Source organism: Stenotrophomonas sp., assembly GCF_031995405.1.
In the GTDB taxonomy this organism is placed as follows: Bacteria; Pseudomonadota; Gammaproteobacteria; order Xanthomonadales; family Xanthomonadaceae; genus Stenotrophomonas.
The window spans coordinates 1-12,414 of the sequence record NZ_DAMAGC010000123.1 but is presented as its reverse complement, the minus strand read 5'-3'; the positions used below and the strand labels follow the sequence as shown (position 1 = coordinate 12,414).

Annotated in this window: 8 protein-coding genes and 1 pseudogene; 7 read left to right on the top strand and 2 right to left on the bottom strand. The window is 68.1% G+C overall.

Annotation, left to right across the window (positions count from 1 at the left end):
• Positions 1 to 58: 58 nt before the first annotated feature.
• Positions 59 to 4,162: an ATP-dependent RNA helicase HrpA gene (gene hrpA / locus RTO53_RS16705; RefSeq protein WP_312238856.1), complete on the bottom strand. Its 4,104-nt coding sequence runs from the start codon at positions 4,160 to 4,162 to the stop codon at positions 59 to 61.
• A 96-nt stretch (positions 4,163 to 4,258) separates the two neighbouring features.
• Here hrpA and RTO53_RS16700 point away from each other — a divergent pair, with 96 nt between their 5' ends.
• The 6 genes from RTO53_RS16700 to RTO53_RS16675 all read left to right on the top strand — a co-directional run bounded on the left by RTO53_RS16700 (position 4,259) and on the right by RTO53_RS16675 (position 11,616).
• A complete protein-coding gene (locus tag RTO53_RS16700) occupies positions 4,259 to 4,810 on the top strand; it encodes a Dps family protein (protein WP_312238855.1) in 552 nt (183 codons plus the stop codon).
• An 810-nt stretch (positions 4,811 to 5,620) separates the two neighbouring features.
• Entirely contained in the window at positions 5,621 to 7,423 is a 1,803-nt protein-coding gene (recQ, locus tag RTO53_RS16695; protein ID WP_312238854.1) for a DNA helicase RecQ, read from the top strand.
• A gap of 94 nt (positions 7,424 to 7,517) precedes the next feature.
• Entirely contained in the window at positions 7,518 to 7,913 is a 396-nt protein-coding gene (locus RTO53_RS16690; RefSeq protein ID WP_312238853.1) for a CopL family metal-binding regulatory protein, read from the top strand.
• A gap of 104 nt (positions 7,914 to 8,017) precedes the next feature.
• A complete protein-coding gene (locus RTO53_RS16685; RefSeq protein WP_312238852.1) occupies positions 8,018 to 9,811 on the top strand; it encodes a copper resistance system multicopper oxidase in 1,794 nt (597 codons plus the stop codon).
• Positions 9,808 to 10,842, top strand: coding sequence for a copper resistance protein B (locus RTO53_RS16680; protein ID WP_312238851.1), 1,035 nt, complete (start codon positions 9,808 to 9,810; stop codon positions 10,840 to 10,842). The genes RTO53_RS16685 and RTO53_RS16680 overlap by 4 nt, the downstream gene beginning before the upstream one ends.
• Before the next feature lie 261 nt (positions 10,843 to 11,103).
• Positions 11,104 to 11,616: a GNAT family N-acetyltransferase gene (locus RTO53_RS16675; RefSeq protein ID WP_312238850.1), complete on the top strand. Its 513-nt coding sequence runs from the start codon at positions 11,104 to 11,106 to the stop codon at positions 11,614 to 11,616.
• A 22-nt stretch (positions 11,617 to 11,638) separates the two neighbouring features.
• Here the strand turns inward: RTO53_RS16675 and RTO53_RS16670 are convergent, their stop codons facing one another.
• Positions 11,639 to 11,938 carry a zf-TFIIB domain-containing protein gene (locus RTO53_RS16670; RefSeq protein WP_312238849.1) on the bottom strand — a complete coding sequence of 100 codons (300 nt, stop codon included), beginning with the start codon at positions 11,936 to 11,938 and terminating at the stop codon, positions 11,639 to 11,641.
• 308 nt (positions 11,939 to 12,246) lie between these two features.
• On the opposite strand from RTO53_RS16670, the pseudogene RTO53_RS16665 reads away from it, so the two are divergent.
• Positions 12,247 to 12,414: pseudogene (locus tag RTO53_RS16665) on the top strand (response regulator); the annotation flags it as partial.

Here is a 12,414-nt window from a genome sequence, read left to right as displayed (position 1 = left end):
AGTAAGTCGGCACGACCACTGCGCGCCCCGGGCCTGGACCAGACGGGGCGCTGTCGGGTCAGGCCTGGCGCAACGCGGTAACGCGCTGGGCCAGCTTCTTGGCCGACACACCGGTTTTCGCGCCCAGTTCCTGCGCGAACAGCGATACCCGCAGTTCCTCCAGGTCCCAGCGCAGTGCCTGCCATTGCGGCCGCTGGCGCAACCCGCGTGCCTCGCCTTCGGCCAGCGCATCCAGGAACGGCCGCAGTTCCAGCATGCGCGCCTGGTCGCGCGGCGGATCGCGCTTGGCACGCTCGCTGCGCAGGATCATCGCACGCAGGTAGCGCGGGTACTGCGCCAGGGCATCGGCCGGGGTATCGCGCAGAAAACCAGGATGCACCAGCGCCGCCAGCTGTTGCTCCAGGTCGTCCAGGTTGCCGCGTGCCCAGCCCATCAGGGTCGATTGCAGCAATGGCTTGAGTTCGGCGACGTGGGCCAGGATGTTCTCGGCCAGTTTCAGCCGCGCCATGGCCTCGCCGAACAACCCCTTGCCGGCCACGTCGCGGCGCTGCGCGAACGTCGCCGGATCGCGGATATCGCCCAGGCCCTCGGCCAGCATCGCGTTCATCGCCGCATCGACCAGGTCGCCGCGCAGGCGTTCCTGCGATTCGATCGCCGCATACAGCAGGCCCGTCTTGGGCGGCACCGGCAGCTGCTTGCGCGCCTGCTTGGCCTTGTCGGCCAGGGCGATTTCGAGCAGCCGGCGAACGCCGAGCGGGTGCCGTTCGGCTGCTTCGGCAGGGTCGGCGAAGATCCGCAGCGCCGCGGTGTCGCCTTCGTCCACCAGCGCCGGATAGGCCGGTACGCCCGCTTCGCCAGGCACCTGCAGCGGGATCGGCGTGGCCGGAAAATCGCGCAGCCCTTGCACGGCCAGCGCGCGCCCGGCACGGGCGGCGAAGGCCTCGCCGGCCTGCCCGCCGAACCGCGCGCGCAGCGCATCGAGGTCGCGCGAACTGGCCAGCAGCGTGCCGTTGGCATCGAACAGGCGCAGGTTCATGCGCAGGTGCGCGTCCAGCGCGGCGTCATCGAAATCGGTCGCCGCCACCTGTGCACCGGTGGCGCGCGACAGGAAGCGCGCCAGCTCGCCACGGATGTCATCGGCGCTGGGGTCCGGGAATGCCTCGGCAAACGCCCGGCCGAAGTCCGGTGCCGGCACGTAGTTGCGACGCATCGCCTTGGGCAGGCTGCGGATCAGTGCCGAGGCCTTGTCGGCAACGAAGCCGGGGGCCAGCCACGACAGCCGCGCCGCATCCAGCGCATTGAGCAGGTGCAGCGGCACGTCCAGGCTGACGCCATCGTCCTCGCTGCCCGGCTCGAAGCGGTAGTGCAGCGCCAGGCGTGCGTCGCCCAGCGGCAGGTACTTGGGGTAGCGTTCGGCATCGCTGCCCTCGCCCGGCAGCAGGTCGGCCAGCGACCACGCCAGTGCGCGGCGCTTGTCCGGGGCCAGGCCCTTCCACCAGGTATCCAGCGCGGTGGCCGAGTGGATCTCCGACGGCACCCGGTCAAGGTACCAGCGCGCCTGCCAGCCCTCGTCGGCGACGATGCCGGCGCGGCGCAGCTTGGCTTCCTCTTCGTGGGCCTGTTCGAGCACCTTGAGGTTGTCGGCGATGACGCTGGCACGGGTGTTGATCTCGCCGGTGACCAGGCCCTGGCGCACGAAAATGTCGTGCGCTTCGCCAGGTGCGATGCGGCCGTAATGCACCGGCTTCTTCGGTGCCAGCACCAGCCCGAACAGGCTGATCTGCTCCGAGGCCAGCACCTGCCCCTGCGCACGCGACCAATGCGGGTCGAAATGCTTGCGCAGCAACAGGTGCGGCAACTCGGCGATCACCCAGTCCGGCTCGATCGCGGCATTGGTCAGGCCCCAGATTTTCTGGGTGTCCAGCAAGGTGGCGGTCAGCAGCCACGGCGGCGGCCGCTTGGCCAGTACCGAACCGGGGAACGGCAGGAAACGGCGCTGGCGCGGGGCGAGGAAGTCGCCCTTGTCGCTGCGGTGGCCGATCTGCGTGGGCAGGCCGGCAATCAACGCGCGGTGCAGTGTCTGGTAGGCCGCGGCGCGCACTTTCTCGCTTAAACCACCGCGCGCCTCCCGGGCTTCGGCCACTGCCGGGGTGGCGGGCGCAGGCGCGGCCTGCGGCTCGCTCTTCCCTTCGCGGGCCAGACGCGCGGCGCGATGCTGCTGCCCGCGGGTCGCCTTGACCTTGGCCTCGTCGTCGCGCGCCGGGGACGGCGCGGTCGAGCCGGCCAGCAGCGGTTCCAGCGCGGTCGCGGCCGGTTCTTCGGTCCAGCCCAGTTCTTCGCACAGCACGCGCAGCTGGCGATGCAGCTCGCGCCATTCGCGCATGCGCAGGAAGCCAAGGAAATGCCGTTCGCACCAGCCGCGCAGCTTGGACTGGGTAAGGTCCTCGTGGGCCTGGCGATAGCCATCCCACAGCCGCAGCACGCCGACGAACTCCGAGCGCCCGTCGGCGAACACGGCGTGCGCCGTATCGGCAGCGCCCCGCGCCTCCGGCGGGCGCTCGCGCGGGTCCTGGATGCCCAGGAACGAGGCGATCACCAGCATCGGACGCAGGCAGCCCTGGGCCTGTGCGGCCACCAGCATGCGCGCGAGTTTGACGTCCACCGGCAGCCGCGCCATCTGGCGGCCCACCGGGGTCAGGCGGCGCGCGGCATCCACCGCGCCCAGCTCGCCCAGCTGCTGCCAGCCATCGGCGATGGCGCGCTCGTCGGGCGCTTCCAGGAACGGGAAATCCTCGATCTGCCCCAGGCCCAGCTGCAGCATGCGCAGGATCACCCCGGACAGGCTGGAGCGGCGGATTTCCGGATCGGTGAATTCGGCGCGCGACTGGAAATCCGCCTCCGAATACAGGCGGTAGCAGATGCCTTCGGAGACGCGTCCGCAGCGGCCCTTGCGCTGGTTGGCGCTGGCCTGGGAGACCGCTTCGATATGCAGCCGATCCAGCTTCTGCCGCGGGCTGTAGCGCTTGATCCGGGCCAGGCCGGGATCGACCACGTAACGGATGCGCGGCACGGTCAGCGAGGTTTCTGCCACGTTCGTGGCCAGCACGATACGGCGCTTGCCGCCGGGGTTGAACACCTCGTCCTGGTCTTTGACCGAGAGGCGCGCATACAGCGGCAGCACTTCGGTCTCGCGGTACTTGCGCCGTTCCAGCGCCTGGTGCGCGTCGCGGATCTCACGCTCGCCGGGGAAGAACAGCAGGATGTCGCCACGTGGATCGATCCGGGTGATTTCATCCACCGCCGCCACGATGGCCTCATTGACGGTGCGTTCGCCATCGCGACCGCCGTCCTCGTCACCCCCGCCCTCGCCTTCCAGCGGGCGATAGCGCACTTCCACCGGGAAGGTGCGGCCTTCGACGCTGATCACCGGGGCATCGTTGAAGTGTTCCGCGAAGCGCGAGGTGTCGATGGTCGCCGAGGTGACGATCAGCTTCAGGTCCGGGCGCTTGTGCAGCAGCTGCTTGAGGTAGCCCAGCAGGAAGTCGATGTTGAGGCTGCGCTCGTGCGCTTCGTCGACGATGATCGTGTCGTACTGCGAGAGCCAGCGGTCGCTGCTGATCTCGGCCAGCAGGATGCCGTCGGTCATGAACTTGATGCGGGTGTCATCGCCGACGCGGTCGGTAAAGCGCACCTGATAGCCCACGGTGGTGCCGAGCTCGGACCTCAGCTCCTGCGCGACACGGGTCGCAACGGCGCGTGCGGCAATCCGTCGCGGCTGGGTGCAGCCGATCATGCCGGCCACGCCGCGACCGGCGGCCAGGCAGAGCTTGGGCAGCTGGGTGGTTTTGCCCGAGCCGGTTTCGCCGGCGATCACCACGACCTGGTGCGCGCGGATGAGTGCGGTGATCGCCTCGGCTTCACGCGCAATCGGCAGTTGCTCGTCCAGAGTAATGGCCGGCAGATTCCGCGCACGCGCTTCACGGCGCTGCACCGACGCCTGCAAGGCCTGCTCGAACGCCGCCGCCAGACCCGCATCGCCGGGCTTGGCCCGCCAACGCGAGAGCATCCCCAGCAAACGACCGCGGTCGCGGCTCATGGCCCCGTTGATCGCGGCCTGCTGCTGGGCCAGGCGTGCTGCATGTGGTTTTTCGATAGCGCTCATCAATCGATTCGTTTAGAACTTTTGTTTACTACTGAAAGGGTAGTCTGATCTATTGTGAAGGCCATCCGATTCATCCCATCCATAAGGAGTTCTCCCATGGCGAAGACGACCAAGACCCCGGCAAAGTCCAAGACGGCCAAGCAGCAGCTCGGCGCGGCGGCCCCGTCGGCCCCGAACATCGATATCGGGATCAAGGAGGGCGATCGCAAGAAGATCGCCGATGGACTGTCGGCCTTCCAGGCAGATGCGTTCACGCTTTACCTGAAGACCCACAACTTCCACTGGAACGTGACCGGGTCGATGTTCAACTCGTTGCACACCATGTTCGAGACCCAGTACACCGAACAGTGGGCGGCCCTGGATGACGTCGCTGAACGCATCCGTGCACTGGGCTTCAACGCCCCGGGCTCCTACCGCGAATTCGCGGCCCTGACCTCGATCGCCGAGGAGCCGGGCCTGACCGACAGTGCGGACTGGCGTGAGATGGTACGCCAGTTGGTCACCGCCAACGAGGCCGTGTGCCGCACCGCCCGCAAGGTGCTGGACGTGGCCGACGACGCTGACGACGCGCCGACCGAAGATCTGATGACCCAGCGCCTGCAGACGCACGAGAAGTATGCTTGGATGTTGCGTTCTTTGTTGCAGTAAGGGGTTGTTGGCGCTTTTTTCTCTGCGCGCGGCGAGGGTCCGACCCCCTTGCCGGGACACGCTGTAAACCCGTCCCTGGGAGCTCGCGGGCGCCATCCATGGCGCCCGACGGTCCCGGCAAGGGGGTCGGACCCTCGCCCAGATGGATGTGCGTCTGGCGGTTGGGAAGAGAGAAAAGCATGCAGAACAGGCGCCCGGTGGCGCCTGTTCTGCGTTATGGGCCCGCTTTTGCTGGATTGAAGACAAAATTGTGGACCCGGCTTCGGTAGTGGCTCCGCCCTAACCTTTAGCCCTTTGTTCTTGGCTCTTGGCTCTTGCCCTGGATCTGGCTCCAGCTCCTGACCTTTGCTCTTGCCTCTTGGCCCTTTGCTCTTGCCTCTTGGCCCTTTGCTCTCGCTTCTTGGCCCTTTGCCCTTGGCCCTTGGCCCTTCGCTCTTGGCCCTTCGCTCTTGGCCCCTTCCCCCTCTTTGCTCTTGCCCCATTGCTCCGGATCCAACACCAACTCCGGCCCGCATTCGCCTTTGCCCCACCCTCCCATACGCACCAGCCAACTGTCGGGGCGTGGGGTGGGTGGGTTGGCGGGACCGTGTGTTGCCATGGATGGCAACACCGAGCCCCCATGGAAGGGTTCACGGCGTGTCCCGCCAACCCACCCACCCCGCGCCAACCATCGGCAGGGAAACCATGCGCTTCGGCTTCGGCTTCGGCTTCGGCTTCGGCTTCGGCTTGGAAAGCCTATGGGCAAAGCCCTACCCACCGCTCCGCTGTCGGAGGACCCGGCCAGAGCGCCCGGCGGGGTAAACTAGTGCGATGTCTTCCCGCCCCGCGCACGACCTGCTCAGCCGCATCTTTGGTTACGACGAATTCCGCGGTCCGCAGCAGGCGATCGTCGAACACGTCGCTGCCGGCAATGACGCGCTCGTATTGATGCCCACCGGCGGCGGCAAGTCGCTGTGCTACCAGGTGCCCTCCCTGCTCCGCGACGGCACCGGCATCGTCATCTCGCCGCTGATCGCGCTCATGCAGGACCAGGTCGAAGCCCTGCGCCAGCTCGGCGTGCGCGCCGAATACCTCAATTCCACCCTCGATGGCGAAACCGCTGCCCGGGTCGAACGCGAACTGCTCGCCGGCGAACTGGACATGCTCTATGTCGCCCCCGAACGCCTGCTCACCGGACGCTTCCTGTCGCTGCTCTCGCGCAGCACCATCGCCCTGTTCGCCATCGACGAAGCCCATTGCGTCTCCCAGTGGGGCCACGACTTCCGCCCCGAGTACCGCCAGCTCACCGTCCTGCACGAACGCTGGCCCGACGTCCCGCGCATCGCCCTCACCGCCACCGCCGACCCGCCCACCCAGCGCGAAATCGCCGAACGGCTCGACCTCACCGGCGCCCAGCACTTCGTCAGCTCCTTCGACCGCCCCAACATCCGCTACACCGTCGTCCAGAAGGACAACGCCAAGCGCCAGCTGCTCGACTTCCTCAAGGTCCATCGCCAGGAAGCCGGCATCGTCTACTGCATGTCGCGGCGCAAGGTCGAGGAAACCGCCGAATTCCTGTGCAAGGAAGGCCTCAACGCCCTGCCCTACCATGCCGGCCTGCCCGCCGAAGTGCGCGCCGCCAACCAGCGCCGCTTCCTGCGCGAGGACGGCATCGTCATGTGCGCCACCATCGCCTTCGGCATGGGCATCGACAAACCCGATGTGCGCTTTGTCGCCCACACCGACCTGCCCAAGTCCATGGAAGGGTATTACCAGGAAACCGGCCGTGCCGGCCGCGACGGCGAGCCTGCCGAAGCCTGGCTCTGTTATGGCCTGGGCGACGTCGTGCTGCTCAAGCAGATGATCGAGCAGTCCGAGGCCGGCGAAGAACGTAAAAGCCTGGAACGCTCCAAGCTCGACCATCTGCTCGGCTACTGCGAATCCATGCAGTGCCGCCGCCAGGTGCTGCTCGCCGGCTTCGGCGAAACCTACCCGCAGCCCTGCGGCAACTGCGACAACTGCCTGGTCCCGCCCGATGCCTGGGATGCCAGCGTTGCCGCGCAGAAGGCGCTCAGCTGCGTCTACCGCAGCGGCCAGCGCTTCGGCGTCGGCCACCTGATCGACATCCTGCGTGGCGGCGAGAACGACAAGATCCGCCAGTTCCGGCATACCGAACTGAGCACCTACGGCATCGGCAAGGACCTTGACGCGCGCACCTGGCGCAGCGTGTTCCGCCAGCTGGTGGCGGCCAGCCTGCTCGAAGTGGACAGCGAAGCCTACGGCGGCCTGCGCCTGACCGATGGTAGCCGCGAGGTGCTCAAGGGCCAGCGCAAGGTGATGATGCGCCGGGAAAGCCCCAAGGCCCGCGAGCGCGACCGCAGCGGCCAGCGCACCGGCCTGTCCGTGTTGCCCGAGGATCTGGCCCTGTTCAATGCGCTGCGCAGCCTGCGCGCCGAACTGGCCAAGGAACAGAACGTCCCGGCCTTCGTCATCTTCCACGACAGCACCCTGCGCAACATCGCCGAACAACGCCCGACCAGCATCGACGCCCTGGGTCGGGTCGGTGGCATTGGCGGCACCAAGCTGGCCCGCTACGGCGAGCGGCTGGTGGATATCGTCCGCGAGGAAGGCTGATGCACGCACGCGTCCCGACGGAGCCGTCTCCAGAGTTGAACATCGCGTTCAGCCGCAGGTGCAGGCGCGTCGGTTTGGCGCTAGGGTAAGCCGCATGTCCGCCGGCTCCCTCCTCCTGCGCGTGGTCCTGATGCTCAGCCTGTTGCTCAACGGGCTGAACGTGGCCATGGCCGGACCGATGGCGTTGGCGATGGCGACCCCGGTTGCCGCCGCGCCCGCCCCGCCCTGCCACGGCGACGCCCCGGCCCCGGCGCGGCACCACGATCACGCCGCCCACGTCGCCGATGGCGCGGCCACGCAGGCGCCGCACGACGGCGACCATTGCAGGATCAAGGACTGCCTGCGCAACTGCGCGCAGCAGCCCGGCCTGACTGCGGCGATCAGCTGGATTCCCAGCCCGCCGCCGTTGTCGCTGGCACCGACCAGCCCCACGCGCCCGTCGCTGCCGACGCCGCCGCTGGACCGCATCACCCGCCCTCCGATCGGCTGAACCGGCGCTCATCGCGAGCGCCTGTGCGATGCGATACCGTGCGCGCCGTTGCGTGCGCGGTGTGACGGCACCCGTGTGCCATTCGAATCCGATTCGGAGTTGCAATGTCCTTCCCCAACACACCCGGCCCGGGCAGCCTGCCCATGCCGTCGCGCCGCCTGTTCGTGCAGGGCGCCGCTGCCGGCGGCGTGGTCGCCGGCCTGGTCGCCAGCGGCCTGCCCGCGCGCGCCTTCGCTGCCGCCGGCCCCGCCGTGGCCGGTGCCCCGCAAGTACTCGGCGGCGCCGATGTGCAGTTGCGCATCGGTGAATCGCTGGCCAACTTCACCGGCCGCACCCGCCCGGCGATCACCGTCAACGGCAGCCTGCCCGCGCCCATCCTGCGCTGGCGCGAAGGCGATACCGTCAGCGTGCGCGTGGCCAACGCCCTGCAGGGCCACCCCACCTCGATCCACTGGCACGGCATCCTGCTGCCGGCCAACATGGACGGCGTGCCCGGGCTCAGCTTCAACGGCATCGCCCCCGGCGAGACCTACCAGTACCGCTTCACGCTCAAGCAGTCGGGCACCTACTGGTACCACAGCCACTCGATGTTCCAGGAACAGGCCGGCCTTTACGGCGCGCTGATCATCGACCCGCTGCAACCGGCGCCGTACCACTTCGACCGCGAGCACGTGGTGCTGCTGTCGGACTGGACCGACATGGATCCCGGCGCGTTGTTCCGGCGCATGAAGAAGCTGGCCGAGTTCGACAACTACTACAAGCGCACCCTGCCCGACTTCCTGCGCGATGTGCGCAAGGACGGCTGGGCGGCGGCCACCGCCGATCGCGGCATGTGGGGGCGGATGCGGATGACCCCCACCGACATCTCCGACATAAACGCGCACACCTACACCTACCTGCTCAACGGCACTGCCCCGGCCGGCAACTGGACCGGCCTGTTCCGCAGCGGCGAGAAGGTGCTGCTGCGCTTCATCAACGGTGGCTCGATGACCTACTTCGATGTACGCATCCCGGGGCTGAAGATGACCGTGGTCGCCGCCGACGGCCAGTACATCCATCCGGTCAGCATCGATGAGTTCCGCATCGCACCGGCCGAGACCTTCGACGTGATCGTCGAACCCAGCGGCCAGGACGCGTTCACGATTTTCTGCCAGGACATGGGCCGCACCGGCTATGCGGCCGGCACGCTGGCCGTCCGCCACGGCCTGCAGGGGCCGATCCCGGCGCGCGATCCGCGCCCGCTGCTGACGATGAGCGACATGGGCCACGACATGGGCCATGCCTCGAACGGCATGTCCGGCCACGACATGAAGGGCATGGAAGGCGGCTGCGGCGCCAACATGGGCCACGCCGCGCACGGCGGCACCGACAAGGCGCCCCGGCACCCGCCCAGCGAGAAGGGCAACCCGCTGGTCGACATGCAGAGCATGGCCACCGCGCCCAAGCTGGACGACCCCGGCATCGGCCTGCGCGACAACGGCCGCACCGTGCTCACCTACGGCGCGATGCACAGCCTGTTCGCCGATCCCGACGGCCGCGAGCCCGGCCGCGACGTCGAACTGCATCTCACCGGCCACATGGAAAAGTTCAGCTGGTCCTTCGACGGCATCCCGTTCGCCAGCGCCGAACCGCTGCGCCTGAACTACGGCGAGCGCATGCGCATCGTGCTGGTCAACGACACCATGATGCAGCACCCGATCCACCTGCACGGGGTATGGAGCGACCTGGAAAACGCCGACGGCGCGTTCCAGCTGCGCAAGCACACCATCGACATGCCGCCCGGCACCCGCCGCACCTATCGCGTGCGCGCCGATGCGCTGGGCCGCTGGGCCTACCACTGCCACCTGCTGTACCACATGGAAGCGGGCATGATGCGCGAAGTGAGGATCGAAGAATGAGCCGCTCTCCGATGTTCGCCACATCGATCCTGACCAGCGCGCTGCTGCTGGCGCTCTCCGCCCCGGCGTGGGCGCAGTCGCACGCAGGCCATGCGATGACCCCGCCGCCGAGCGCCGATGCGCCGACGGTCGAGGAAGACACGTTGGACCACGCCGCCATGGGCCACGGCCAGATGGATCATTCGAAAATGGATCACGGCGCCATGGACCACGGCCGGATGGATCCTCCCGCAACGAGCCACGGTGACGCCGATCATTCGACGATGGACCACGCCGCGATGGGCCACGGCCCGGCGAACGCACCGGCCCCCGAGCACCCCCTGGAGCCCATCCCGACGGTGACCGATGCCGACCGCATCGCCGCCTTCCCCCCGATCGAACACGGCGCGATGGAACACCCGCAAGAGATCCACAGCATGCTGCTGGTCAACCGGCTGGAGCACTGGGATGGCCAGCACGGCAACGGCCAGGCCTGGGAAGCGAGCGGCTGGGTCGGTGGCAACATCCACCGGGTGTGGCTGCGCAGCGAAGGCGAGCGCAGCGGTGGACGCACCGACTCGGCCAACCTGGAAGTGCTGTATGGCCGCAGCGTGTCGCCATGGTGGGACGTGCTGGTCGGTGCCCGGCAGGAACTCGGTCGTGGCGATTCGCGCACCTGGGCCGCGCTCGGCATCCAGGGGCTGGCGCCGTACAAGTTCGAGACCTCGGCCACGGCCTATGTCGGCCAGGGCGGCCAGTTCGCCGCCACCGTGGAAGTGGAGTACGAGCTGCTGCTGACCAACCGGCTGATCCTGCAGCCGCTGGTGGAGGCCACGTTCACCGCCAGGGACGAGCCGCGTTACGGCAACGGCAACGGCTTGAACAAGGTTGAGGCCGGGCTGCGCCTGCGCTACGAGTTCAACCGGCGCTTCGCCCCGTACATCGGCATCAGCCACGAACGCCTGTTCGGCGATACCGCCGATTACCACCAAGCGGCCGGCGAGCGTGCCCGCGACACCCGCTGGGTGGCCGGCGTGCGTGTCTGGTTCTAGGCCGAAAAAGATCCCGGGCGCGGCGGGCGCCCGGGATAACAGGGGTCGTACATGCCGGATCCGACGGGCCCATCCGGGGCGTCACAGGCTGCCGCGCGCGGCGCGGTCCTCACCTGTCCGACACCCGGGCGCCGTGCTCGTTGGCTGTCCCGGGTAATGATGTGATGCGCGCGGAAGCAGGTTCCGCCATCCCGCCCGTGGTTTTCGATCCATTTGGCCGCGATGGCGTACGCTGCCCGGCCATCCACTGCGCCTGCGCCCATGTCCCTGCAGATCCGCCGCGCCACCCCCGCCGATGCCGACGCCGTCTCGGCGATCGCCGTCGCCACCTATACCGAGACCTTCGGCGATTCGTATCCGCCGCAGGATCTGCAGGCGTTCCTGCACGACCACTACAGCCCGGGCCCGCAGCGGCGGGAGCTGGAGGATCCGCGCAGCGCGGTGTGGTTGCTGGAAGACGCCGGCCAGGCAGTGGGCTATCTGGCGGCCGGTGCCAACACCCTGCCGCATGCCGATGCCGGCGCCGATGACGTCGAGCTCAAGCGCCTGTACGTGCTGGCCAGCCATCAGGGTGGCGGCCACGGTGCGCGGCTGATGGAGGCGTTCCTGCAGTGGCTCGATCACCCGCTGCGTCGCACCCTGTGGGTGGGCGTGTGGTCGGAGAATTTCGGGGCGCAGCGTTTCTACGCGCGCTATGGCTGTGTGCAGGTCGGCACGTACGACTTCGTGGTCGGCGACAGCCGCGACCTGGAGTTCATCCTGCGCCGGCCCTGATCGACAGGGCCGGCGCGCACGCTCAGAAGTCGAACAGATCCGACAGGAAGCTTTCTTTCTTCTTCTTGCGGTAGCCCTGCTGGTCAGCGTACGGCTGCTGGCCCAGGTGGCGGGTATCGCGATGCTGTACCGCCGGCGAAGGTGCCTGCGGCGGCGCAACGGCGGCACGCACGGGCGCGGCCGCATCGGTGGAACGCTCGATGATCTTGTCCAGCTCGCCACGGTCCAACCACACCCCACGGCACTGGGGGCAGTAATCGATCTCGATGCCCTGGCGCTCGGACATCACCAGCGCCTGGGTCTTGCATACGGGGCATTGCATCGTCGTGGCTCCATGGTCCAAACCCCGACTCTACCCTGCGGCGCCTGAGCGGGATGCAACGTGGCATGACCAATGCCTTCCCGACCCATGCCCGATGCCGACCGCCATCGCCCGGACACTGCGCGCCAGGGAAAGGCCACCAGCAATGGTCGTTAAACCGGCCTGGAACGTCATGCAGGTCAGCGACTCCGCCACCCTGCATCCCGCCCGCTGACATCCCACGTTCGCATGCCCTGCACGGCCTCCTCACTCTCCCCCCGTCCATACTTTCGCGCCATATTTCGCCCATCCACAGGGAACATCGCGTCATGCTGTTGTCCAAGCGCCACGTCGCACCGCGCGTGCTGTTGATCGAAGACACCGAAGAAACCCGCGAGCTGAGCCGCATGGCGCTGGAAAGCCAGGCCTGCGAGGTCGCCGCGGTCAGTTCGGCAGAAGCCGCGCTGGGCCTGCTGCAGGCCGGCGAGCGCTTCGAC

Excerpts from the sequence above, each read along its gene's own strand:
- recQ (WP_312238854.1), top strand. The coding sequence starts at position 5,621 with ATGTCTTCCCGCCCCGCGCACGACCTGCTCAGCCGCATCTTTGGTTAC.
- RTO53_RS16685 (WP_312238852.1), top strand. The coding sequence starts at position 8,018 with ATGTCCTTCCCCAACACACCCGGCCCGGGCAGCCTGCCCATGCCGTCG.
- hrpA (WP_312238856.1), bottom strand. The coding sequence starts at position 4,162 with ATGAGCGCTATCGAAAAACCACATGCAGCACGCCTGGCCCAGCAGCAG.
- RTO53_RS16670 (WP_312238849.1), bottom strand. The coding sequence starts at position 11,938 with ATGCAATGCCCCGTATGCAAGACCCAGGCGCTGGTGATGTCCGAGCGC.
- RTO53_RS16675 (WP_312238850.1), top strand. The coding sequence starts at position 11,104 with ATGTCCCTGCAGATCCGCCGCGCCACCCCCGCCGATGCCGACGCCGTC.
- RTO53_RS16680 (WP_312238851.1), top strand. The coding sequence starts at position 9,808 with ATGAGCCGCTCTCCGATGTTCGCCACATCGATCCTGACCAGCGCGCTG.
- RTO53_RS16700 (WP_312238855.1), top strand. The coding sequence starts at position 4,259 with ATGGCGAAGACGACCAAGACCCCGGCAAAGTCCAAGACGGCCAAGCAG.
- RTO53_RS16690 (WP_312238853.1), top strand. The coding sequence starts at position 7,518 with ATGTCCGCCGGCTCCCTCCTCCTGCGCGTGGTCCTGATGCTCAGCCTG.